Genomic DNA, 22,193 nt, shown 5'->3' on the forward strand with positions numbered 1-22,193 from the left:
CCCCCCGCCCGCTCGACGCTCGACCCCACTTGCCGTTGCGCCACTTCGACGGCCGTTGCGCCACAACAACGGGCGCAAGCGCCGCCGAAGTGGCGCAAAGCGGATGCCGGCGCGGGCGCGGCGGCTCGCTCAGGTGACCGGGCCGGTCCACTTCTCGCCCGGGCCCTGGCCGATGGCGTCGGGGATGGGGGAAGCCTCGCGGAACGCGAGCTGCAGCGAGCGCAGGCCGTCGCGCAGGCTGCGGGCGTGCATGTCGCTGATCTCAGGAGAGCCGGCCGTGATGAGTCCGGCCAACGCGGTGATGAGCTTGCGGGCCTCGTCGAGGTCGGTCTGCGAGTCGGGGTCGTCGGCGAGCCCGACCTTCACGGCCGCCGCACTCATGAGGTGCACCGCGGCGGTCGTGATGACCTCGACGGCGGGCACCTCGGCGATGTCGCGCGCCGCCTGGGCGGCATCCGCCTTCTCGCCGGCGGCGTCGAACTCATCGTCGAGGCCGCCCTCAGACGTGGCGATCGCTTCGTCGAACGCGCTGTCGCGGGCGTCCTGCGGCGCATCGAAGGGGCGGTCGGCGGCTGAACTGTGACTCACGATAAACCTCTGGTAGACTCATGCGGGCTCTGAGGCGTATGCCTCAGTACGAAAGTGGAGATTCTCCCACCCGCGCTTGACCGCTTCATTAGGTTACCGGGTCGATTGCACTCCGCCTGCCACGTGAAAACCGTGGAGGTAGACAGGGTGCCGCATGAGTCGCGTGCGTGAAAACGGATGCGCGATGCGTGGATTTCCTCTCTCGTCGCCCGGCGGCATCCGTCACCGGGCAGAGCGAAGCAATGAGTAGAGGAGACTCGCATCACCGATCCCCGTACAAACGACCGCATCCGTGTTCCCGAGGTGCGCCTCGTCGGACCCGCTGGTGAACAGGTCGGCATCGTCAAGATCGAGGTCGCCCTGCGCCTGGCGCAGGAAGCCGACCTCGACCTCGTGGAGGTTGCACCCAACTCCAAGCCGCCCGTCGCCAAGATCATGGACTACGGCAAGTTCAAGTACGAAGCGGCGCAGAAGGCCAAGGAGGCCCGGCGCAACCAGGCGAACACGATCCTCAAAGAGGTTCGCTTCCGCCTGAAGATCGACAAGCACGACTACGAAACCAAGCGCAAGCGCGCCGAGGGCTTCCTCAAGGCCGGCGACAAGGTCAAGGCAATGATCCTGTTCCGCGGCCGTGAGCAGTCCCGTCCCGACCAGGGCGTGCGCTTGCTCCAGAGATTTGCCGAAGATGTCGCCGAGTTCGGCTCCGTGGAGTCCAGCCCGACCATCGACGGTCGAAACATGGTCATGGTCATCGGCCCGCTCAAGAACAAGAGCGAGGTCAAGGGCGAGGCCAACGCACATCGTGCCGCCAACAAGGCGGCAGCCAAGCAGGAGGAAAACAATGCCTAAGCAGAAGACCCACTCCGGGTCCAAGAAGCGCTTCAAGATCACCGGCAGCGGAAAGATCAAGAAGCAGCAGGCCGGGATGCGTCACAACCTCGAGGGCAAGTCCTCCGTGCGCACCCGCCGCCTCAACCAGGACCAGGTGCTGTCGAAGGCAGACACCAAGGTCGTCAAGAAGCTTCTCGGCCGCTGAGCCGCAAGACCCGTTAGGAAGATAGAGAAATGGCAAGAGTAAAGAGGGCGGTCAACGCCCACAAGAAGCGCCGGGTCATCCTCGAGCGCGCCGAGGGCTACCGCGGTCAGCGTTCGCGCCTCTACCGCAAGGCCAAGGAGCAGGTCACCCACTCGCTGGTCTACTCCTACGCCGACCGTCGCGCTCGCAAGGGTGACTTCCGTCGCCTGTGGATCCAGCGCATCAACGCCGCTGCCCGCGCGAACGGCCTCACCTACAACCGCCTCATCCAGGGCCTGAACCTGGCCGGCATCGAGGTCGACCGCCGCATCCTCGCCGAGCTCGCCGTCTCCGAGCCCGCGACCTTCGCCGCGATCGTCGCGAGCGCCAAGGCTGCGCTTCCCGAAGACACTTCGGCTCCCCGTACCGCCGCGTAAGTACGTCGCGTATGGTGCGCTCAGTGCGGCGCACTTCGGCTCCCCGTACCGCAGCGTAGTCACGTCGCGGCTCGCGGGCTCAGTGCGGCGCACTTCGGCTCCCCGACCGTCGCGTAATCCACAGCACCGCGAATGGCCCGGTCACTTCGGTGACCGGGCCTTTCGTCATCCCCGGCTCGATAGGCTGATGGCATGCTGGAGAATCCGCGCTCGCCGCGAGTGCGTGCCGTCGCCAAGCTCGCCAAGAAGCACTCCCGCGTCGAGAGCGGGCTCTTCCTCCTCGAGGGCCCGCAGGCCGTCTCCGAGGCCCTCGCCTATCGCCCGCAGCTTCTCGTCGAGCTCTACGCCACCCCGAGCGCCTGGGAGCGCTACCCCGAGATCGCCCAGGCGGCCGGCCGCGCTGGTGTCGACGTCGAATACGTGACCGAGCACGTGCTCGAGGCCATGTCCGACACGGTCACCCCGCAGGGCTTCGTCGCCGTCTGCCACCAGTTCCCGACCTCGATCAAAGACATCTTCTCGGCCGGACCGCGTCTCATCGCCGTGCTCGAGGAGGTGCGCGATCCGGGAAACCTCGGCACCATCGTGCGGGCTGCGGATGCCGCGGGCGCCGATGCGGTCATCCTCACCGGCCGCAGCGTCGACCTCTACAACCCCAAGGTGGTGCGCTCCTCGACGGGCTCGATCTTCCACCTCCCCATCGCCGTCGACGTCGAGCTCACCGACGTGAGGGAGCGTGCCCGGGGCATCGGCATGCAGTTACTGGCCGCCGACATCAAGGGCGACGACCTGCTCGAGGTGCGCGGCGAGGGGCTGCTGGCGGCGCCCACCGCATGGATCTTCGGCAACGAGGCGCGCGGACTGCCCGATGACAAGCTCTCGCTTGCCGACCGGGCTGTGAGCGTTCCCATCTACGGCAGCGCCGAGTCGATGAACCTGGCGACAGCGGCATCCGTGTGCCTCTACGAATCGGCTTTCGCGCAGCGCGCCTGACGGGCACAGAAGCGCCGCGTGCGTGCCGGAGCGGCTCCCGAGACGCGGAACGGCGCCCGGTCACGATCCCGTAACCGTCACGGCTCGTCGGCTGCGCCCTCGACGGCATGCCCCCTATTGTGGGCACATGCCGGAGAACCAAGCGTCGCCGCGCACGTCGAACATCACGGTGGGGCGCGGGGAACCCCTCGTGGTCGTCGATCACGTGAACAAGCACTTCGGCGAGCTGCATGTTCTGAAGGACATCACCACCACCGTCAATCGCGGCGAGGTCGTCGTCGTCATCGGACCGAGCGGGTCGGGCAAGTCCACGCTGTGCCGGGCGATCAACCGTCTCGAGACCATCGACAGCGGCTCGATCACGATCGACGGGGAGCGGCTGCCCGAGGAGGGCGCAGCGCTCGCGAAGCTGCGCGCCGACGTCGGCATGGTCTTTCAGTCCTTCAACCTGTTCGCCCACAAGTCCGTGCTCGAGAACCTCACCCTGGCGCCCATGCGGGTCAAGCGCATTCCGAAGAAGCAGGCCGTGGAGCGGGCCATGGAGCTGCTCGACCGGGTCGGCGTCGCCGACCAGGCGGGCAAGATGCCCGCCCAGCTCTCCGGCGGCCAGCAGCAGCGCGTCGCCATTGCGCGCTCCCTCGCCATGTCACCCAAGCTCATCCTCATGGACGAGCCGACCAGCGCCCTGGACCCCGAGATGATCAACGAGGTGCTGGATGTGATGGTCGGGCTCGCCAAAGACGGCATGACGATGATCGTCGTCACCCACGAGATGGGCTTCGCCCGCAAGGCGGCCGACCGGGTGCTCTTCATGGCCGAGGGCGAGATCGTCGAGGCGGCGAGCCCCCAGCAGTTCTTCACGAGCCCCGAATCCCCGCGCGCACAGGACTTCCTCTCGAAAATCCTCGAGCACTGATCCCGTCCCTCCGCCGAAGCGAACCCGACCCTCCCTGACCCCTGATACGAACCATCCAGGAACCACTGAGAAGAGGATGACCATGAGAACGAGACGAACACTGGGCCTGGCCGCACTGGCTGCCGCCGCCGCCATCGCACTGGCCGGATGCTCCTCCGGCGATTCCGGGGGGAGCAGCGTCACCCCCGAGGCGAAGCCGACCTTCGAAGCAGGCACGACGATGGCCAAACTCGCGGATGCGGGAGCCATCACCATCGGCACCAAGTTCGACCAGCCGTTGTTCGGTCTCGTCGGACCGGATGGCACCCCAGAGGGCTTCGACGTGGAGATCGGCAAGATCATCGCCGCCAAGCTCGGCATCGCCGCCGACAAGATCAAGTGGACCGAGACGGTCAGCGCCAACCGGGAGCCCTTCATCCAGAACGGCCAGGTCGACATCGTCGTCGCGACCTACACGATCAACGACAAGCGCAAGGAGGTCATCTCCTTCGCAGGGCCGTACTACCTCGCCGGACAGTCGATCCTCGTGCTCGCCGACAACAAGGACATCAAGAGCGAAGACGACCTGAAGGGCCAGCCGGTGTGCTCGGTCACGGGCTCCACGCCCGCCGCGAAGCTCGCGGAGATCGGCGCTCAGCCGGTGCTGACCGACACCTACACCAACTGCCTCGAGCCGCTGCGCTCGGGAGCCGTGGTCGCGGTCTCGACCGACAACGTCATCCTCGCCGGGCTCGCCGCCCAGAACGAGGGCGAGTTCAAGATCGTCGGCAAGCCGTTCACCGAGGAGCCCTACGGCATCGGCCTGGCCAAGGACGACACGGAGTTCCGCAACTTCATCAACGACACCCTCGAGGAGTCCTACGACGACGGCAGCTACAAGAAGGCGTGGGAGGCGACGGCAGGCAAGGTGCTGCCCTTCGTCGATCCGCCCGCGGTCGACCGGTACTGACTGAACCCGCTGGGCGGCCCGGTTCGCCGCGCCGCCCAGCGCATCCGTTGAGAGGAAGGAGGAGTCCGTGGACGTCGTTCTCGAGAACCTGCCGCGCTATCTCGACGGCTTCCGTCTGACCCTCCTGCTGCTCGTGGTCTCGGCGATCTTCGCCACCATCATCGGCACGATCATCGCCGCCATGCGCATCTCGCCCGTCACGTCGCTGCGCGGCTTCGCCACCGTCTACACCGAGCTCGTGCGCAACACGCCGCTCACCCTCGTGCTGTTCTTCTGCGCGATCATCCTGCCCTACCTCGGCGTCGACCTGTCCTACCTCGTCTTCGCCATGATCGGGCTGAGCGTCTACACCTCCCCGTTCGTGGCCGAGGCGCTGCGCTCCGGCATCAACGGCGTGCCGATCGGCCAGGCGGAGGCGGCTCGCAGTCTCGGACTCGGGTTCGGCCAGAGCGTGGGTTACGTCATCCTTCCCCAGGCGTTCCGGATGAGCATCCCGCCGCTCATCAACGTCTTCATCGCCCTCACGAAGAACACCTCGGTGGCCGGCGGCTTCTTCGTGGCCGAACTGTTCACCATCGGCAAGGAGCTCGCCAACGCGAACGGCAACGCGGTGATCGCCGTGCTGCTCGGCGTGGCCACCTTCTACCTCGTCATCACCATTCCGCTCGGCCTGCTGGCCGCACGGGTGGAGAAGCGCGTGGCGGTGACGCGATGAGCGGTTCGAACGTCCTCTTCGACGCGCAGGGTCCGCGCGGGCGCCGCATCTCGCTGATCTTCTCGATTCTCGGCGCACTCGTCGTGCTCGCCGGGCTCGCGTGGATTCTCGCCATCCTCGCCGCCCCGCGCACGGCCGGGGGAGGGCTCACCCTGCCGGGCATGTTCGACCCGAGCCGGTGGGACATCTACGCCGATCCGCAGGTCTGGGGCGCGATCGGGCGTGGCGCCCTGGCCACGTTGCGCGCCGCCGGCATCGCGGCGGTCGGGGCCGTCGCGCTCGGCGTGGTGTTCGCCCTGCTGCGCAGCGCCGCGACGGCCTGGATCCGCATCCCGACGGCCATCGTGCTCGAGTTCTTCCGCGGCATGCCCGTGCTGCTGATGATGCTGTTCATCCTGCTCGTCGCCTCGACCGGCGCCTTCTGGGCCGTCGTGATCGCCCTCGTCATCTACAACGGCGCGCTCATCGGCGAGGCGCTGCGCGCCGGACTCGCCGCCCTGCCGCGCGGCCAGCGCGAGGCGGGACTCAGCCTGGGGTTGCGACCCCTGCAATCTCGGATGCTGATCGAGTTTCCGCAGGCGTTCCGGCAGATGCTGCCGGTGATCGTCGCACAGCTCGTCGTGCTGCTGAAGGACACCTCGCTCGGCTACATCGTCGGCTACCCCGAGCTCATCCGCACGACGATGAACAACCTGGCGAGCTTCTACGGCAATCGCTACCTGTTCTCGCTCTTCGTCGTGACGCTCGTGGTGTACCTCGTCATGAACCTCAGCCTCTCGTGGTTCGCGCGCTGGCTCTCGCGGCGCACGGCGAGCGGCGGTAGCCGGCGTTCCCGCAGCGCGGGGCCGCCCGTCGACCCCGACCAGGCCATCCTGCTCGCACAGGCGTCCAGCCCATCGGAGGCGCCGGCGCGTTGAGCGCCGAGCATCCGGTTCGAGCCGGCATCGGCCATCGCTAAACTTGGGGCTTGTGTCTGAACCCACCGAGATCTCCGAGGCCAGCGTCGGCGCTGCCGTCGATGCCGCGCTCGCGGCCATCGCGACCGCCGACGACTCCGCTGCCCTGAAGGCCGTGCGCGCCGAGCACGCCGGCGAGGCATCGCCCCTGGCGAAGCTCAACGCGCAACTGCGCAACGTCGCCCCCGAGAACAAGGCCGCGTTCGGCAAGCTCGTCGGGCGGGCGCGTGGGCGCGTCAACCAGGCGCTGGCGGCTCGTGAGCAGGAGGTGCTCGTCGCCGAGGCGGCCGCGCGACTGGAGGCCGAGCGCGTGGACGTGACCGCCGCCGCGGTTCGCGCCCCGATCGGCGCCCGGCATCCGCTCACGCTGCTGCAGGAGCAGGTGAGCGACGTCTTCGTCGGCATGGGCTGGGAGATCGCAGAGGGGCCGGAGCTGGAGAGCGAGTGGTTCAACTTCGACGCCCTCAACTTCGACGCCGACCACCCCGCGCGTGCCATGCAGGACACCTTCTTCATCGATCCGCCCGAGGCGCACCTCGTGCTGCGCACGCACACGAGTCCGGTGCAGATCCGGGCGATGCTCGAGCGCGAGCTGCCGCTCTACGTGCTCGCTCCCGGGCGCGTCTTCCGCACCGATGAGCTGGATGCGACGCACACTCCCGTGTTCACCCAGTTCGAGGGCATCGCCATCGACAAGGGCCTCACCATGGCGCACCTGCGCGGAACCCTCGAGCACTTCGCGAAGGTGATGTTCGGCGACGAGGTGAAGATCCGCCTGCGCCCCAGCTACTTCCCGTTCACCGAGCCCAGCGCCGAACCCGACATCTGGCATCCCACGTTCGTCGGCGGTGCCCGCTGGATCGAGTGGGGCGGATGCGGCATGGTGCACCCGAACGTGCTGCGCGCAGCCGGCATCGACCCCGAGGTGTACTCGGGCTTCGCGTTCGGCATGGGTGTGGAGCGCACCCTCATGTTCCGCGACGACGTGAAAGACATGCGCGACATGGTCGAGGGCGATATCCGGTTCAGCCAGCAGTTCGGAATGGTGGTCTAGAGCATGCGCATCCCCCTGAGCTGGCTCGGCGAATACGTCGACCTCGTTCCCGGAACCACGCCGGAAGAGGTGCACGCGCAACTCGTGAAGGTCGGGCTCGAAGAGGAGGACGTTCACCGCTTCGAGCTCACCGGCCCCATCGTGGTCGGCGAGGTTCTCGAGTTCACGGCGGAGCCGCAGTCCAACGGCAAGACCATCCGGTGGTGCCAGGTGCGCGTCGCCCCGGATGGCGCGTCCGCGGCGGACGGCGGCGAGGCCGTGCGCGGCATCGTCTGCGGAGCCGGCAACTTCTTCCCCGGCGACAAGGTCGTCGTGACCCTGCCCGGCGCGGTGCTTCCCGGCCCGTTCCCGATCGCGGCGCGCAAGACCTACGGCCACGTCTCCGACGGCATGATCGCCTCCGCGCGCGAACTCGGCCTCGGCGAGGAGCACGACGGCATCCTGCGCCTGACCGAGCTGGGGCTCGACCCCGAGGTCGGCACGGATGCGATCGGCCTGCTGCACCTGGACGACGCGGCAATCGAGATCAACGTCACGCCCGATCGCGGTTATGCGTTCTCGATCCGGGGCGTCGCGCGCGAGTACGCCCACGCCACCGGTGGCGCCTTCCGCGACCCGGTCGCACAGGTACAGGCCACCGGCGTGGCGGAGCAGGGCTACCCGGTCGCGATCGATGACCGCGCGCCGCTTCGCGGCAAGGTCGGCTCGACCGCGTTCTCGACCCAGATCGTCCGCGGCGTCGACCCCTCCCGACGCACACCCGCCTGGATGGTCACGCGGCTGAAGCTCGCCGGCATCCGTTCGGTCTCCGTTCTCGTCGACATCACGAACTACGTCATGCTCGAGCTCGGCCAGCCGCTGCACGGCTACGACCTCGACCAGCTGCGCGGCGGCATCGTCGTGCGCCGCGCGGCGCCGGGCGAGAAGTTCACGACCCTCGACGGCAAGGAGCGCAGCCTCAGTGGGGAAGACCTCGTCGTGACGGATGACCGCGGCCCCATCGGCCTGGCCGGCGTCATGGGCGGTGCCGAGACCGAGATGGGCCCGTCGACGACGAACGTGCTTCTCGAGGCCGCCCTGTGGGATCCGGTGTCGGTGGCTCGCACCGCACGGCGGCACAAGCTGCCGAGCGAGGCCGCGAAGCGCTACGAGCGCGGTGTCGATCCCACCATCGGCCCGGCCGCCGTGGCACGCGCGGCCCAGCTCATGGTCGATCTCGCCGGCGGTACTGCTGACGCGGGCGGCTCGCAGGTGCGCACGACACCCGATCGCGCCGCGATCCTGCTGCCCGACGGCTTCGTCTCCGGACTCGTCGGCGTCGCGTACACCGACGAGGAGATCCACTCGACGCTCGTCGAGATCGGCGCCCATGTGGAACCGGCCGAGGGCGGGCTCTCCGTGACCCCGCCGTCATGGCGGCCCGACATCACCGGCAAGGCCGACCTCGCCGAGGAGATCGCGCGCATCACGGGCTACGACCGCATTCCCGCGGTGCTCCCGGTCGCTCCTCCCGGACGCGGGCTCACCCGATCGCAGCGCCTGCGCCGGGTCGCCGCCGACGTGCTCGCCGGCAGCGGGCTCACCGAGGTGGTCGCCTATCCGTTCGTGGGAGTCGCGGATGCCGCGGCATACGGGAGCCTGGAGGGTGTGGTCGAGGCGCCCGTGCGCGTGGCCAACCCGCTCGACGGCGAGAAGCCGCTTCTGCGCACCTCGCTGCTGCCCGGCCTGGCGGAGGTCGCCCACCGCAACCTCTCCCGCGGCCTGACCGACCTGGCCATCTTCGAGAACGGTCTTGTCTTCCTTCCGAGCGCATCGGGCTCGCTCGGTTCGCCCGAGCTCCCGATCGGCGACGAGCGACCGAGCGACGAGGTGCTCGCAGCGCTGGCTGCCGGCATCCCGCACCAGCCGCGGAACCTCGCCGGCCTGCTCATCGGCAACGCGGTCGCCAAGCAGCCCGGTCAGGCGGCCATCGCGTGGGACTGGGAAGATGCCGTGGCGGCCGTGCTGCGACTTGCGCGCTCGCTCGACGTCGACCTGAGCATCGAGCAGGGCGAGCACGTCGCCTTCCATCCGGGCCGCACGGCGCGCATCGTCGCGGTGGGGGAGACCGTCGGCTATGCCGGTGAACTGCTGCCGGCACTCGCCGAGTCCGCCGACCTGCCGCGCGTCGTGGGCGCCTTCGAGGTCGACCTCGACGCGCTCATCCGGCTGGCCCGCACCGAGGTGCTCGCGCAGCCGGTGCGCACCATGCCCGCCGCCACCCAGGACCTCTCGCTCGTGGTCGCCGCCGACGTGCCCGCCGCATCCGTGCGCAGCGCCGTCGTCGACGGCGCGGGCGACCTGCTCGAAGAGGCCCGGCTCGTCGACGACTACCGCGGCAACGGCATTCCCGAGGGCACGAAGAGCCTCACGTTCGCGCTGCGCTTCCGCGCACCCGACCGCACGTTGACGGCGGCAGAAGCCTCGGAGGCGAAGCTCGCCGGCGCCGCCCGCGCCGCCGACCTGACGGGTGCCCACATCCGCGAGTGACCCCCGCCCTGTCTCGCCGTTGAACCATTTCGTGCCCGTTGATCCGCTCCTGGCGGCTCAACGGCCGCCAAATGGTTCAACGGCGAGGGTGGCAGCGGATGCCGGGTCGGCCACCGCGGAACGTGACGCGGGAATGTTGCGTGGTTTGCAAAGATCGCGCGGAAGCCGATAGGGTCGAGCCATGTTCGCCGGTCAGCCCACCATCTCGCGTGTCGCGCGCGTGGGCTCCGTGCTGCCCCGACGCCGAGTCGAGCGCCGAAGCTAGGCGATGTTCCGCCGACGGCTGATGCCGTCCGTCGTGGGCATCGCCGGATCAGCCTCGAAGCTACGACTCTAAGGTGGAAACATGACGTTCTCGGTCGCCGTCAGCGGCGCATCCGGCTATGCGGGTGGCGAGCTGCTGCGCCTGCTCGCCGGCCATCCCGACCTCGAGGTGCGCACGGTCACCGCGCACCAGAACGCCGGGCAGCCGCTCGTCGCGGTGCAGCCGCACCTGCGCTCCTACGCGGGGCTCGTGCTGCAGCCGACGACGGCGGAGGTGCTCGCTGGCCACGATGTCGTCTTCCTGGCGCTGCCACACGGCGCTTCGGGCGAGATGAGCGCGCAGCTCGACGAGGCCGCGCTCGTGATCGACTGCGGTGCCGACCATCGCCTCGAGAGCGCGGCGGACTGGGCGGCCTTCTACGGCGGCGATCACCACGCAGCCTGGGCCTACGGCGTTCCCGAACTTCCGCTCGCTACTGGCAGCCAGCGCGACGTGCTCGCCTCCGCGCGTCGCATCGCGGCCCCCGGATGCAACGCCAGCACGGTCGCCCTCTCGCTGGCCCCCGGCATCCGGGCCGGCGTGATCGAGGAGCGCGACCTGGTGAGCGTGCTCGCGGTCGGTCCCAGCGGAGCCGGGAAGAGCCTGAAGACGCACCTGCTAGCAAGCGAGGTGCTCGGCAGCGCCAACCCGTACGCGGTCGGGGGCACGCACCGGCATCTCCCCGAGATCCAGCAGTCGCTGCGCGCGGCCGGCGCGCACGACCCCACACTCTCGTTCACGCCCGTGATCGTGCCGATGGCGCGGGGCATCCTCGCCACGAGCACCGCCCGCATCGTTCCGGGAACGGATGCGGCCGCCGTGCGCCGTGCCTGGGAGGAGGCCTACGCGGGCGAACCGTTCGTGCAGCTGCTTCCGGAGGGCGAGGTGCCGCGCACGGCCGACGTGCTCGGCGCGAACACGGCTCTGCTCGGCCTTGCCGTCGATGAGGCGGTGGGCCGCGTCGTCGTGATCGCGGCCGTCGACAACCTCGTCAAGGGCACCGCCGGCGCCGCCATCCAGTCCGCGAACCTCGCCCTCGGCCTCGACGAGAGAACCGGACTTCCCCTGAACGGAGTCGCACCGTGAGCATCACCGCACCGCTCGGATTCGAAGCAGCCGGCATCGCCGCGGGCATCAAGGCGTCGGGCAGCGCCGACCTCGCCCTCGTCGTGAACCGCGGACCGTCGCAGCAGGCCGCCGCGGTCTTCACGAGCAACCGGGCTAAGGCGAACCCCGTTCTCTGGTCGCAGCGGGTGATCGTTGACGGCGTCGTGAGCGCCATCGTGCTCAACTCCGGCGGCGCCAACTGCTTCACCGGGCCCGAGGGGTTCCAGGTGACGCACCGCACGGCCGAGGCGGTGGCGACGGCGCTCGACGTCTCGGCCGGCGACGTGCTCGTCTGTTCGACCGGCCTCATCGGCGACCAGCTCGACGGCGATGCGCTCGAAGCCGGCGTGCACGCGGCGGCGGCGGTGCTCTCCACCGACGGCGGCGAGGCCGCTGCCCGCGCCATCATGACCACCGACACGCATCCGAAGATCGCCCTGGAGCGCGGCGACGGCTGGAGCATCGGGGGAATGGCGAAGGGCGCAGGCATGCTCGCCCCCGGTCTTGCGACCATGCTCGTCGTGCTGACGACGGATGCCGACCTCGACTCCGCCGCGCTCGATGCGGCCCTGCGCTCCGCCACGCGCGTGAGTTTCGACCGGCTCGACTCCGACGGCTGCATGTCGACGAACGACCAGGTGAGCCTGCTCGCCTCGGGCGCCAGCGGCATCCGGCCCGACACCGCCGAGTTCACCGCAGCCCTGACGAGGATCTGCGCCGATCTCGCCCGAGCGCTGCAGGGGGACGCGGAAGGTGCCAGCCACGACATCACCATCGAGGTCGTCGGAGCCGCGAGCGAACTCGAGGCCGTCGAGGTGGGACGCTCGGTGGCGCGCAACAACCTCTTCAAGGCCGCGGTCTTCGGCAACGATCCCAACTGGGGCCGGGTGCTCGCCGCCATCGGCACCACGAGCGCGACCTTCGACCCCTACGACGTCGACGTCTCGATGAACGGGGTGCGGGTGTGCAGCGGCGGACGGCCCGACCGTCCTCGCGACGAGGTCGACCTCACTCCCCGCGCGGTGCACGTGCTCATCGACCTGCGCGTGGGCGAGGCCGAGGCCTCCATCCTGACCAACGACCTCACGCACGACTACGTGCATGAGAACAGCGCGTACGCGAGCTGATGATGGCGGAAGAGACATCGATTCCCGAGCCCACCGCACAGGTGAAGGCGCAGACCCTCATCGACTCGCTGCCGTGGCTGAAGCGCTTCCACGACGCGATCATCGTCGTGAAGTACGGCGGCAACGCCATGGTGAGCCCCGAGCTGCAGCGCGCCTTCGCTGAAGACATGGTCTACCTGCGCTACGCCGGCATCCGCCCGGTCGTCGTGCACGGTGGCGGTCCGCAGATCTCGGCGATGCTCGAGCGCCTCGGCATCGAGAGCGAGTTCCGCGGCGGCTACCGGGTGACCACGCCCGAGGCCATGGACGTCGTGCGCATGGTGCTCACCGGCTCGGTGAACCGGGAGCTCGTCAGCGCCATCAACCGTCACGGGCCGCTCGCCTCCGGCATCTCCGGTGAAGATGCCGGCCTGTTCGAGGGCCGCCGCCGCGGCGCGGTCATCGACGGCGTCGAGGTCGACCTCGGCCTCGTCGGCGACGTGGTCGCCGTGGACCCTGCCGCGGTCATCGCCCAGCTCGATGCCGGGCGCATCCCGGTGGTCTCCTCGATCGCACCCGACGCGGATGCCGAGGGCCAGTCGCTCAACGTCAACGCCGACTCCGCGGCTGCGGCGCTCGCCGTTGCGCTCGGCGCCGACAAGCTCGTCATCCTGACGGATGTGGCGGGTCTGTACCGGGACTGGCCCGACCGCGACTCGCTCATCTCGAACATCACCGCACCCGAGCTGCGGGAGCTGCTTCCCCGGCTGGAGTCCGGCATGATCCCGAAGATGGCGGCGTGCCTCGAGGCCGTCGACGGCGGCGTCGCCAAGGCGGCCATCATCGACGGGCGCGAACCGCACTCGATCCTGCTCGAGGTCTTCACGACCTCGGGCATCGGAACGGAGGTGGTTCCCGCGTGAACGCCCGGCAGAACTGGCAGGAGCGTTTCCACGACGCGATGATGGGCTCCATCGCCACGCCGTTCGCCATGCTCGATCACGGCGAGGGTGCCTGGGTGTGGGACGTCGAGGGCAACCGCTACCTCGACTTCCTCGCCGGCATCGCCGTGAACGCGCTGGGACACGCGCATCCGGTGTTCGTCGACGCGGTCTCGCAGCAGGCCGGGCGGATGGCGCACATCTCGAACTACTTCGCGAGCGAGCCGCAGGTCGCCTTCGCCGAGCGCCTCAAGCGCCTCACCGGTGCGGGCAGTCGGGGCCGCGTCTACTTCGGCAACTCCGGGGCGGAGGCGAACGAGGCCGCCTTCAAGCTCGCCCGGCTGCACCGCCACGGCGGACGCACCCGCATCATCACCCTCACCAACTCCTTCCACGGGCGCACGATGGGGGCGCTCGCGCTGAGCGGGAAACCGGCGATGCGGCTCGAATTCGAGCCCGTGCCCGGGGGAGTCGAGCACATCGACGCCACAGTGGAGGCCCTCGAGACGGCCATCGACGGCACCGTGGCCGCGCTCTTCCTCGAGCCCATCCTCGGGGAGGCCGGCGTGCTCGACCTGCCGGCCGGGTTCCTGAAGCGCGCCCGGGAACTCACGGCCGAGCACGGAGCCCTGCTGATCCTCGATGAGATCCAGACGGGCGCCGGGCGCACCGGGCGCTGGTTCGCCTTCCAGCGCGAGGGCATCGTGCCCGACGCCATCACGCTCGCGAAGGGCATCGGCGGAGGCATCCCCATCGGCGCGCTCGTGACCTTCGGAGGCGCCTCGGCGCTCTTCGGCCCTGGACAGCACGGCTCGACCTTCGGCGGGAACCCGCTCGCGACTGCGGCCGGCAACGCGGTGCTCGGCGAGATCGAACGCGCCGGACTCGTTGAGAACGCCGATCGACGCGGGCGGCAGCTGCGCGAGATCATCCGTGGCATGCGTTCCCCGCTCGTCACAGACCTGCGCGGCCAAGGCCTGCTCATCGGCATCGGCCTGGCCGAACCGGTGGCCGCCCGCATCGTGGCCGCCGCCCAGCGGGAAGGGCTCATCGTGAATGCGTCGAACCCCTCCAGCATCCGCCTCGCACCGCCGCTCATCATCGGCGACTCCGAGGTCACCGAGTTCTCCGAACGCTTCGAGAAGGCGCTCGCCACCACCATGAAAGAGATCACCGTATGACCAGGCACTTCCTGCGCGACGACGACATCACACCCGAGGAGCAGGCCGCGATCCTCGACCTCGCCGTGGGCATCAAGGCCGACCGCTGGGGGAGCAGGCCTCTCGCGGGGCCGCAGACGGTGGCGGTGATCTTCGACAAGTCCTCCACCCGCACGCGCGTCTCGTTCGCGGTGGGCATCGCGGACCTCGGCGGCTCTCCGCTCATCATCTCGACCGCGAACTCGCAGCTGGGCGGCAAGGAGACACCGAGCGACACGGCGCGCGTGCTCGAGCGCATGGTCAGCGCCATCGTGTGGCGCACCTATGCGCAGTCCGGCCTCGACGAGATGGCGTCGGAGACCACCGTGCCCGTCGTCAACGCGCTCTCCGACGAGTTCCACCCCTGCCAGCTGCTCGCCGACCTGCTCACGCTGCGGGAGCACAAGGGCGAGCTCGCCGGCCTCACCGTCACCTTCCTCGGCGACGGCGCCAGCAACATGGCGCAGTCCTACCTGCTCGCGGGCGCGACGGCGGGAATGCACGTGCGCATCGCCTCGCCGGCCGGGTTCAGCCCGACGGATGCGGTCGTCGCCGACGCCCAGGCGATCGCCGCGCGTACCGGAGGATCCATCGAGGTGGGCACGGATGCGCGTGCCCTCGTCGCCGGTGTCGACGTCGTGGTCACCGACACCTGGGTCTCGATGGGCAAGGAGGACGAGAAGGCGGCGCGGCTGGCCGCCTTCGGCGACTACCAGGTCGATGCCGAACTCATGGCGCTCGCGGCCTCCGACGCCGTGTTCCTGCACTGCCTGCCCGCCGACCGCGGCTTCGAGGTCGCAGCCGACGTGATCGACGGGCCGCAGTCGATCATCTGGGACGAGGCCGAGAACCGGCTCCACGCGCAGAAGGCGCTGCTCGTGTGGCTGCTCGAGCAGAACGGCGTGCGCTGATGGCCGAGAACTCGACGAATGAAGGCTCGCTCTGGGGCGCCCGCTTCGCCTCGGGCCCATCGCCGGAGCTGCAGGCGCTCAGCCGGTCCACCCACTTCGACTGGCGGCTGGCGGCATACGACCTCGCCGGCTCGGTCGCCCACGCCCGCGCACTCGCGGCCGCCGGGTACCTGGGCGACGAGGAGCTGCAGCGCATGATCGCGGGGCTGCAGTCGCTGGCCGATCAGGTCGCCAGCGGCGAGCTGCGCCCGGCCGACACGGATGAAGACGTGCACGGCGCGCTGGAGAGCGCGCTGATCTCGGTGGTGGGTCCCGACCTCGGCGGCAAGCTGCGTGCCGGCCGCAGCCGCAACGACCAGATCGCCACGCTCGGCCTGCTGTTCCTGCGCGATGCCGCCGTGCGCATCCGGTCCCTCATCATCGACCTCCTCGACGCGCTCGCGGCCCAGGCAGCGGCGAACGACGGCGTGATCATGCCCGGACGCACGCACATGCAGCACGGGCAGCCCATCCTGCTCGCGCATCACCTGCTCGCGTACTGCTGGCCGCTCGTGCGCGACCTGGAGCGCATCGCGGACTGGCAGCGACGCGCCGATGCCTCGCCCTACGGCTCGGGTGCCCTCGCCGGCAACACCCTTGGGCTCGACGCCGAGCTGGTGGCCCGTGAACTGGGCTTCGGCCGGGTGGTCGAGAACTCGCTCGACGGCACGGCCGCCCGCGACGTGGTCGCGGAATTCGCCTACATCAGTGCGCAGATCGGCATCGACCTCTCCCGGCTGGCCGAAGACATCATCATCTGGAACACCCGCGAATTCGGCTTCGTCACCCTCGACGACGGCTACTCGACCGGCTCGTCGATCATGCCGCAGAAGAAGAACCCCGACATCGCCGAGCTCACGCGGGGCAAGTCCGGACGCCTCGTGGGCAATCTGGCCGGCCTGCTGACCACGCTGAAGGGCCTTCCGCTGGCGTACAACCGCGACCTGCAGGAAGACAAGGAGCCCGTCTTCGACTCCGTCGACACGCTCGAGGTGCTCCTCCCGGCATTCACCGGCATGGTCGCGACGCTGCGCTTCCACCCGGAACGCATGGCCGAGCTGGCACCGCAGGGGTTCTCGCTCGCGACGGATGTCGCCGACTGGCTCGTCAAGCAGCACCTGCCGTTCCGCGACGCCCACGAGATCTCGGGCGCCATGGTGCGGTACGCCGAGGAGCACGGGCTCGATCTGCACGAGATCCCCGACGAGGCCCTCGCCGAGATCTCCCCGCACCTGAATCCCCAGGTGCGCTCGGTGCTGAGCGTGGAAGGCTCGGTCGCGAGCCGCGACAACACCCCCGGCACGGCGCCCGTGCGCGTTGCCGAGCAACTCGCCGCGCTGACCGAACGCATCCGGGTGCTCGCCGAACGCACGTGAGGGCGATCGAGCGCGAGTTCCTGGCACGGGATGCGGTCGAGGTCGCGCCCGCGCTGCTCGGCGCCTACCTTCGCTACAGCACCGACGACGGCACGGTCACCGTGCGCCTGACCGAGGTGGAGGCCTACCGCGGGAATGGAGAGGATCCGGGCTCGCACGCCTACCGGGGCCGCACCGCGCGCAATGCGGTGATGTTCGAGGAGCCCGGCCATCTCTACGCCTACTTCACCTACGGCATGCACACCTGCGTGAACGTGGTCTGCTCGCCGGTCGGCTCGGCCTCGGCCGTGCTGCTGCGGGCCGGCGAGATCGTCGAAGGCATCGAGCTCGCTCGCGTGCGGCGCCCCGCGGCGAGCGCCGACCGAGACCTCGCGCGCGGCCCCGCCCGGCTGACGAACGCCCTCGGAATCCGCTTGGCCGAGAACGGATCCGACCTGTTCGCGCCGCCGTTCGAGCTGTTGCCGGCCGACGAGCCGGTGCCGGTCGAGCAGGGACCGCGCGTCGGAGTGTCGGGCGCCGGTGGTGGCGCCGCCTTCCCGTGGCGGTTCTTCATCCCCGGTGAGCCGAGCGTGTCGGTGTTCCGGCGGCATCCGAAGTCGCATCCCTGAACGGATGCGTGCGGGCGTCGGTTCAGGCGATGACGAGTCGCACGACGGCACCGCACACGCAGGCCCAGATGAGGCTGGCGAAGGTTCCGATGATGAAGCGTTCTCGGGCTTCGGAGGACTCGAGCTCGGTGAAGCGGCCGACGCCCTTCACCGCCACGATCACGGCGAGAGCCTCCGGCAACCCGGCGATCACCGAGGCGACGGTGGCGAATCGCTCCAGTACGCCGATCGTCGTTCCACCGCGCAGTACCTCCCGATCAGTGCGATAGAGAACACCCTGCGCGTCGCGCGCGTCCTGCGGCACGACGATGCCGCCGTGGATGCCTTCACGCACGCTGCCCTTCGTCGCCAGGTCGAGGGCGAGCCGGGCGGCGGGGCCGCCGCCGAGAACGGCGAGGCCGGTGGCGACGACCGCCACGACGAGGTCGACGACCGCGGGCACGTCGGGCCGCGCGAGCCAGGCGAACAGCAGCGCCACCAGCAGCGCTCCCGCCGCGAGCCAGGTGAGCAGGTGGTTGGGCCGCAGGAAGGAGAGCACCGCCACCGTCGTCCCTGCCCCCAGGGTGAGCAGAAGCAGCAGCCAGATGATGAGGTCGAGAGGGGTGATCATGCCGACGGTTCCGTTCCTTTCGCGCTGTTCGCGGCCGAGACGGTCGCGTCCAGTTCCCTCAACAGTGTGACAAGGGCGGGCTGGGCCTCCTCGTCCAGCCGCCAGAGCCCGGCGCGAAGGCGTTGGCTCACCGCGGCCGGCGTTATGCCGAGTATGCCAGCAGCCTCCTTCTGCGTGTGCCCCGAGCGCATCAGATCCGAGACCTCCCAGCCCTGGTCCGAGCGACGACGGCGCGCCACCAGGAGCATGCGCAGGAGGGGCTCGACGAGCTCGGCGGTCACGATCGTCTCCGGTGTGCGGCGGGTGCGCAGCGCGAAGCGGGACTCGTCGCGCTTGGCGGCGTCCACGGCATCGCGAGCCGCGATGAAGGCGTCTCCCGTCGCCTTGCGGGCCGCATCCGGCAGGGGAGTGCGCACCGATCCGACGCCGAGTCCCACGCTCCAGCGACCCGACCGGGTCAGGTCGAGAACGCTGGCCAGCGCGGTTTCGGCCTCGGCGGTCACGAGCTGCACCTCATCGCCGGCCGTCTGGTCGACGGGGAGGGCGAGAGCACCGCGGTGGGCCGACTCGAGCCGCTCCACGACGGCGGCGGCGCGGTCGACGTCGTGACGGCTGTCCACCTGATCGGCGGTGACCACGAACATGCCGTCCTCCCTCGTTAAGGCTGTGGGCTTGTCTGCCTCGAGTATAGCCATAAACCTTAATCAGCGCCGCTGAAGCCTGCAGGCCTTATCGGGCGGCCGCGCGCCGCTGGTAGCCTTGCAGCGTGTCCGACCCCGCCATCCTCGCCGAGCAGGCCAACGATTCCAGCTTCGACGACGTGTGGGACGAACTCGTCTGGCGCGGCCTCGTGCACGTCTCCACCAACGAGGTGGAGCTGAAACAGGCACTCGCCGCCGGTCCGCTGACCTTCTACTGCGGTTTCGATCCGACTGCGCCGAGCCTGCACCTGGGCAATCTCGTTCAGCTGCTCACGATGCGCCGACTCCAGCTCGCCGGCCACCGGCCGCTCGGCCTCGTCGGCGGCTCGACGGGCCTCATCGGCGACCCGCGACCGACGGCCGAACGCGTGCTCAACGCCCGGGAGACCGTCGGAGAGTGGGTCGACGCCCTGCGCGCGCAGGTCTCGCGCTTCCTCAGTTCCGAGGACCCGAACCCGGTGACCCTCGTCAACAACCTGGACTGGACGGCGCCCCTCTCGGCCATCGACTTCCTGCGCGAGATCGGCAAGCACTACCGCGTCGGCACGATGCTCAAGAAGGATGCCGTCGCCGCTCGCCTGAATTCCGACGCCGGCATCAGCTACACGGAGTTCAGCTACCAGATCTTGCAGGGATTCGACTACCTCGAGCTGTTCCGGCAGTACGACTGCGTGCTGCAGACCGGCGGAAGCGACCAGTGGGGCAACCTCACGAGCGGCATCGACCTCATCCACCGCGTCGAGGGCGCGAGCGTGCACGCGATCGGCACCCCGCTGATCACCAACAGCGACGGCACGAAATTCGGCAAGAGCGAGGGGAATGCGATCTGGCTCGACTCCGCGCTGGTCAGCCCGTACGCGTTCTTCCAGTTCTGGCTGAACACCGACGACGCCGATGTCATCGAACGCCTGAAGGTGTTCACCTTCCTCTCGCGGTCCGAGATCGAGCGCCTCGAGCAGGCGGTGCTCGACGCTCCGTTCCGTCGCGAGGCGCAGCGCACGCTCGCGCATGCGGTGACCGCCATCGTGCACGGAGAGGATGCGACGCAGAAGGTCATCGCCGCATCGGATGCGCTGTTCGGCCAGGGCGACCTCGCCGCCCTCGATGCCGACACGCTCGAGACGGCGTTGCGGGAACTGCCGAACACGACGACGTCGCCCGACGCACCCGTCGCCCAGCTGCTCGCCGACACGGGCCTCGTCGGCAGCCTCAGCGAAGCGCGCCGGGCCATCCGCCAGGGCGGAGTGTCGGTCAACAATGCGAAGATCTCGGACGAGTCCGCGACCATCGCCGACTGGACGCTGCCCGCAGGCATGGCCGTACTCCGACGCGGCAAGAAGACCCTCGCGGGAATCTTCGTCGAGTAGCGCTCGGCCTACCGCGGCAACCAGGCGGGCGCATCCGTTCCCCACGCATGCGGCGCGTCGGCGAACGTGTCGGGCATGCCCGCGAGCCGGGCGGCCGGCCGGACGACGCGTACGGTTCCCGCATCCGTTTCGTAGGTGACGGCCTGATCCGAGAGGTCGGGGTCGGCCGCGGCGCGCTGCTCCGCGGGCAGCGTCAGCAGCTCGGCGGCGATGCGGCGCAGCGAGGTCTGCACGAGATGCGTTCCGCCCTCGGCGCGCTGCCGGGCGAGCGCGGAAATGACGGCGGCCGCCAGCAGGTAGCCCGCCGAGTGGTCCAAGGCCTGGGCGGGCAACGCCCCCGGCGTCTGGCCATCGGAGGACTCCCGCCAGGCGATGCCGGATGCGGCCTGCACGATGCTGTCGAATCCGCGCCGATCTGCGTCCGCTTGCTCGAATCCCCACGCCGACAGGCGGGCGATCACGAGGCCGGGGTGGCTGTCGGCCAAGGCGTCGGGGTCCAGCCCTAGGCCGCCGAGGCCGCTGGGGCGATAGCCGAGCACCACGACGTCGGCGGATGCGAGCAGCCGGTGGAAGGTCGCCCTGTCTGCTGCTGCAGCGAGATCGAGCAGTGCCGATCGCTTTCCCGCGCCGGTGTCGAGGTGCTGCCAGGGTAACTCGGGCAGCACGGGGGAGTCGATCCGCAGCACGTCGGCGCCGAAGTGCGCCAGTGTGCGGGTCGACACGGGGCCGGCGATCACGCGCGTGAGGTCCAGTACGCGGATGCCGGCGAGGGGAAGCGTGGAATCGCCGATCCACTTGCGCGGCTGTGCCCGCCACGAGCGACGCTCGATGAGGGGCGCTGATGCGCGGCGTTCCTCCTCGAGCGGATCGACCTGCGCCGCGACGGCGGCGACCCCGCCGAGTCGCACGACCCGTTCGACGAGCGCAACCGCATCGGTGCGGGCGATCCGCTCCCGCACCTCCTCACGGGTCGCCTCGGGCGAGACCTCGAGGGCGATCCGCAGCGCCCGCGCGTGATGCGGGTAGTTGCCGTGTGTACGCACCCAGCCCTCTCGTGTCGACCAGAAACCCGAGAGGGGCGCCCAGACCGCCGGCACCTCGCCGTCGACCAGCAGTGTCCGCTCACTCGAGTAGGCGGCGGCCGTACGGCGGCCATCCGTCTCCGGGCGAACGCGTACGCCGGTGCGTTCCTCCACGACGTGGGCGGCGAGAAGGGCGGCCGCGTCCACGCTGTCGCGGGCGAGCGTCGGGACAGGGAGCGCAGAGCTGAGCGGTACGGCTGCGTCGGCGGCCGGGGCCCGCTCGGCGATGCGGGCATCGAGGCCGAGATCCGCGAGCAGGCGGGCCAGGACGGGACGTGCGACGGAGCTCTGCATGGCTCCAGTCTGGCGCGACACGCCCGGGCCGTGGGCCCGATTTGCCGAGCCCCGGGGAGGCACGTAAATTACTTACTTGTCACCCCAAAGGTGCGGCGGAGCGGCAAGGTTCACAGAATCTGCGCTCGCCGGCCTCAAGCGGGGACCAATCCCGGTTCAGAACGCATCACTCGCTTGCGAGCAGGTGTGTGGCGGCCTAAGATTGTAAATCCCTAAGACATGAAGCTTCGAGCTTCTCCCGTGTCTTCACCTCGTCTGAAAGAGGTGGTCCCATGCGGGGAAATCATAGGGTAAGGTAGACAAGTTGCCTCGGCGGCGGTCCTGAGAAGGTTCGCGCCGGGTGCGTCTGGTCCTTGAGAACTCAACAGCGTGCACATTGTCAAATGCCAAATACCC

Annotated in this window: 22 protein-coding genes; 18 read left to right on the forward strand and 4 right to left on the reverse strand. The window is 69.5% G+C overall.

Translation table 11 applies throughout. From position 1 onward, the window contains the following. Positions 1–129 precede the first annotated feature (129 nt). Positions 130–513: a DUF1844 domain-containing protein gene (locus tag WDJ51_RS09365; RefSeq protein ID WP_337852207.1), complete on the reverse strand. Its 384-nt coding sequence runs from the start codon at positions 511–513 to the stop codon at positions 130–132. 378 nt (positions 514–891) lie between these two features. Between WDJ51_RS09365 and infC the strand changes: the two genes are divergently transcribed. From infC to WDJ51_RS09450, 17 genes are all read left to right on the forward strand, one after another. Continuing rightward, entirely contained in the window at positions 892–1,437 is a 546-nt protein-coding gene (gene infC / locus WDJ51_RS09370; protein WP_443218475.1) for a translation initiation factor IF-3, read from the forward strand. After that, complete coding sequence (gene rpmI, locus WDJ51_RS09375; RefSeq protein ID WP_337852185.1) at positions 1,430–1,624, forward strand: 50S ribosomal protein L35; 195 nt, start codon at positions 1,430–1,432, stop codon at positions 1,622–1,624. Before infC ends, rpmI begins: the two co-directional genes overlap by 8 nt. Positions 1,625–1,653: 29 nt before the next feature. Further along, positions 1,654–2,040: a 50S ribosomal protein L20 gene (rplT, locus tag WDJ51_RS09380; RefSeq protein WP_337852186.1), complete on the forward strand. Its 387-nt coding sequence runs from the start codon at positions 1,654–1,656 to the stop codon at positions 2,038–2,040. A 192-nt stretch (positions 2,041–2,232) separates the two neighbouring features. After that, a complete protein-coding gene (locus tag WDJ51_RS09385; protein ID WP_337852187.1) occupies positions 2,233–3,033 on the forward strand; it encodes a TrmH family RNA methyltransferase in 801 nt (266 codons plus the stop codon). A 127-nt stretch (positions 3,034–3,160) separates the two neighbouring features. Beyond that, the gene (locus tag WDJ51_RS09390; RefSeq protein ID WP_337852188.1) at positions 3,161–3,949 is read left to right on the forward strand and encodes an amino acid ABC transporter ATP-binding protein; all 789 of its coding nucleotides are present in this window, start codon (positions 3,161–3,163) and stop codon (positions 3,947–3,949) included. A gap of 82 nt (positions 3,950–4,031) precedes the next feature. Continuing rightward, positions 4,032–4,898, forward strand: a complete 867-nt coding sequence (locus tag WDJ51_RS09395; RefSeq protein ID WP_337852189.1) for a glutamate ABC transporter substrate-binding protein — start codon at positions 4,032–4,034, stop codon at positions 4,896–4,898. A 67-nt stretch (positions 4,899–4,965) separates the two neighbouring features. Further along, complete coding sequence (locus WDJ51_RS09400) at positions 4,966–5,613, forward strand: amino acid ABC transporter permease (RefSeq protein ID WP_337852190.1); 648 nt, start codon at positions 4,966–4,968, stop codon at positions 5,611–5,613. Beyond that, positions 5,610–6,530 carry an amino acid ABC transporter permease gene (locus tag WDJ51_RS09405; protein ID WP_337852191.1) on the forward strand — a complete coding sequence of 307 codons (921 nt, stop codon included), beginning with the start codon at positions 5,610–5,612 and terminating at the stop codon, positions 6,528–6,530. Before WDJ51_RS09400 ends, WDJ51_RS09405 begins: the two co-directional genes overlap by 4 nt. A gap of 52 nt (positions 6,531–6,582) precedes the next feature. Next, positions 6,583–7,623, forward strand: a complete 1,041-nt coding sequence (gene pheS / locus WDJ51_RS09410) for a phenylalanine--tRNA ligase subunit alpha (protein ID WP_337852192.1) — start codon at positions 6,583–6,585, stop codon at positions 7,621–7,623. 3 nt (positions 7,624–7,626) lie between these two features. After that, entirely contained in the window at positions 7,627–10,152 is a 2,526-nt protein-coding gene (gene pheT, locus WDJ51_RS09415) for a phenylalanine--tRNA ligase subunit beta (protein WP_337852193.1), read from the forward strand. Positions 10,153–10,498: 346 nt separating this feature from the next. Beyond that, positions 10,499–11,542 carry an N-acetyl-gamma-glutamyl-phosphate reductase gene (gene argC / locus WDJ51_RS09420; protein WP_337852194.1) on the forward strand — a complete coding sequence of 348 codons (1,044 nt, stop codon included), beginning with the start codon at positions 10,499–10,501 and terminating at the stop codon, positions 11,540–11,542. Beyond that, positions 11,539–12,690, forward strand: coding sequence for a bifunctional glutamate N-acetyltransferase/amino-acid acetyltransferase ArgJ (argJ, locus tag WDJ51_RS09425; RefSeq protein WP_337852195.1), 1,152 nt, complete (start codon positions 11,539–11,541; stop codon positions 12,688–12,690). Before argC ends, argJ begins: the two co-directional genes overlap by 4 nt. A 2-nt stretch (positions 12,691–12,692) precedes the next feature. After that, a complete protein-coding gene (gene argB / locus WDJ51_RS09430) occupies positions 12,693–13,592 on the forward strand; it encodes an acetylglutamate kinase (protein ID WP_443218476.1) in 900 nt (299 codons plus the stop codon). After that, positions 13,589–14,791 (forward strand): acetylornithine transaminase, encoded by a 1,203-nt coding sequence (locus WDJ51_RS09435; RefSeq protein ID WP_337852197.1) that lies wholly within the window; start codon positions 13,589–13,591, stop codon positions 14,789–14,791. Before argB ends, WDJ51_RS09435 begins: the two co-directional genes overlap by 4 nt. Then, positions 14,788–15,720 carry an ornithine carbamoyltransferase gene (gene argF / locus WDJ51_RS09440; protein ID WP_337852198.1) on the forward strand — a complete coding sequence of 311 codons (933 nt, stop codon included), beginning with the start codon at positions 14,788–14,790 and terminating at the stop codon, positions 15,718–15,720. Before WDJ51_RS09435 ends, argF begins: the two co-directional genes overlap by 4 nt. Continuing rightward, the gene (gene argH, locus WDJ51_RS09445; RefSeq protein ID WP_337852199.1) at positions 15,720–17,135 is read left to right on the forward strand and encodes an argininosuccinate lyase; all 1,416 of its coding nucleotides are present in this window, start codon (positions 15,720–15,722) and stop codon (positions 17,133–17,135) included. The genes argF and argH overlap by 1 nt, the downstream gene beginning before the upstream one ends. Then, on the forward strand, positions 17,132–17,743 hold the full coding sequence (locus tag WDJ51_RS09450; RefSeq protein ID WP_337852200.1) for a DNA-3-methyladenine glycosylase: 612 nt from the start codon (positions 17,132–17,134) through the stop codon (positions 17,741–17,743). The genes argH and WDJ51_RS09450 overlap by 4 nt, the downstream gene beginning before the upstream one ends. Positions 17,744–17,765: 22 nt before the next feature. On the opposite strand, the gene WDJ51_RS09455 is transcribed toward WDJ51_RS09450, so the two are convergent. Both WDJ51_RS09455 and WDJ51_RS09460 read right to left on the reverse strand, forming a co-directional pair. Continuing rightward, positions 17,766–18,353, reverse strand: a complete 588-nt coding sequence (locus WDJ51_RS09455; protein WP_337852201.1) for a hypothetical protein — start codon at positions 18,351–18,353, stop codon at positions 17,766–17,768. Continuing rightward, positions 18,350–18,997 carry a DNA-binding protein gene (locus WDJ51_RS09460; protein ID WP_337852202.1) on the reverse strand — a complete coding sequence of 216 codons (648 nt, stop codon included), beginning with the start codon at positions 18,995–18,997 and terminating at the stop codon, positions 18,350–18,352. Before WDJ51_RS09460 ends, WDJ51_RS09455 begins: the two co-directional genes overlap by 4 nt. A gap of 122 nt (positions 18,998–19,119) precedes the next feature. Between WDJ51_RS09460 and tyrS the strand changes: the two genes are divergently transcribed. Continuing rightward, positions 19,120–20,421, forward strand: a complete 1,302-nt coding sequence (gene tyrS, locus WDJ51_RS09465; RefSeq protein WP_337852203.1) for a tyrosine--tRNA ligase — start codon at positions 19,120–19,122, stop codon at positions 20,419–20,421. 8 nt (positions 20,422–20,429) lie between these two features. On the opposite strand, the gene WDJ51_RS09470 is transcribed toward tyrS, so the two are convergent. Continuing rightward, entirely contained in the window at positions 20,430–21,797 is a 1,368-nt protein-coding gene (locus WDJ51_RS09470; protein ID WP_337852204.1) for a CoA transferase, read from the reverse strand. Positions 21,798–22,193: the final 396 nt, after the last annotated feature.

It is taken from the genome of Rathayibacter sp. YIM 133350 (assembly GCF_037404875.1).
In the GTDB taxonomy this organism is placed as follows: domain Bacteria; phylum Actinomycetota; class Actinomycetes; order Actinomycetales; family Microbacteriaceae; genus Orlajensenia.

Coding starts and splice junctions, on each gene's coding strand:
- pheT (WP_337852193.1), top strand. CDS start 7,627: ATGCGCATCCCCCTGAGCTGGCTCGGCGAATACGTCGACCTCGTTCCC.
- WDJ51_RS09385 (WP_337852187.1), top strand. CDS start 2,233: ATGCTGGAGAATCCGCGCTCGCCGCGAGTGCGTGCCGTCGCCAAGCTC.
- argH (WP_337852199.1), top strand. CDS start 15,720: ATGGCCGAGAACTCGACGAATGAAGGCTCGCTCTGGGGCGCCCGCTTC.
- WDJ51_RS09455 (WP_337852201.1), bottom strand. CDS start 18,353: ATGATCACCCCTCTCGACCTCATCATCTGGCTGCTGCTTCTGCTCACC.
- WDJ51_RS09470 (WP_337852204.1), bottom strand. CDS start 21,797: ATGCAGAGCTCCGTCGCACGTCCCGTCCTGGCCCGCCTGCTCGCGGAT.
- WDJ51_RS09460 (WP_337852202.1), bottom strand. CDS start 18,997: ATGTTCGTGGTCACCGCCGATCAGGTGGACAGCCGTCACGACGTCGAC.
- argC (WP_337852194.1), top strand. CDS start 10,499: ATGACGTTCTCGGTCGCCGTCAGCGGCGCATCCGGCTATGCGGGTGGC.
- rpmI (WP_337852185.1), top strand. CDS start 1,430: ATGCCTAAGCAGAAGACCCACTCCGGGTCCAAGAAGCGCTTCAAGATC.
- argF (WP_337852198.1), top strand. CDS start 14,788: ATGACCAGGCACTTCCTGCGCGACGACGACATCACACCCGAGGAGCAG.
- rplT (WP_337852186.1), top strand. CDS start 1,654: ATGGCAAGAGTAAAGAGGGCGGTCAACGCCCACAAGAAGCGCCGGGTC.
- WDJ51_RS09390 (WP_337852188.1), top strand. CDS start 3,161: ATGCCGGAGAACCAAGCGTCGCCGCGCACGTCGAACATCACGGTGGGG.
- argB (WP_443218476.1), top strand. CDS start 12,693: ATGGCGGAAGAGACATCGATTCCCGAGCCCACCGCACAGGTGAAGGCG.
- WDJ51_RS09395 (WP_337852189.1), top strand. CDS start 4,032: ATGAGAACGAGACGAACACTGGGCCTGGCCGCACTGGCTGCCGCCGCC.
- WDJ51_RS09405 (WP_337852191.1), top strand. CDS start 5,610: ATGAGCGGTTCGAACGTCCTCTTCGACGCGCAGGGTCCGCGCGGGCGC.